This is a genomic window from Vibrio methylphosphonaticus (genome assembly GCF_023634655.1).
GTDB lineage: Bacteria > Pseudomonadota > Gammaproteobacteria > Enterobacterales > Vibrionaceae > Vibrio > Vibrio methylphosphonaticus.
Window position 1 is genome coordinate 1 of record NZ_JAMKMS010000084.1, and the last position, 346, is coordinate 346.

Here is a 346-nt window from a genome sequence, read left to right on the forward strand (position 1 = left end):
CGATAATGCCACAGTAACAGCCAATGAAGATGGTAGCTTTACCATCACACCTGATGCGGATTTCAATGGTGACATTGACCTCAGCTTTGACCTTTCAGACGGCACGGATACCGTTGTTGCCACTGCCGATCTCACGGTAAATCCAGTGAATGACGCAGCGGTTGTGGAAGATGTGGGTTACACCATCCAAGAAGATGGCTCGTTGACCTTTACTGATGAGCAGCTTCTAGCCGGTGCCTCGGACATTGATGGTGACGACCTGTCTGTTGCTGATGTCTCTTACTCTGGTACAGATGGCGTATTCACCGATAACGGTGATGGCAGCTATACCTTCTCACCAAATGAG

The 346-nt window shown here is 49.4% G+C and carries 1 protein-coding gene; it reads left to right on the forward strand.

From position 1 onward, the window contains the following. Window positions 1-346, forward strand: a 346-nt coding sequence (locus tag M9196_RS23350; RefSeq protein WP_250619893.1) for a tandem-95 repeat protein, incomplete at both ends; no start/stop codon positions are given.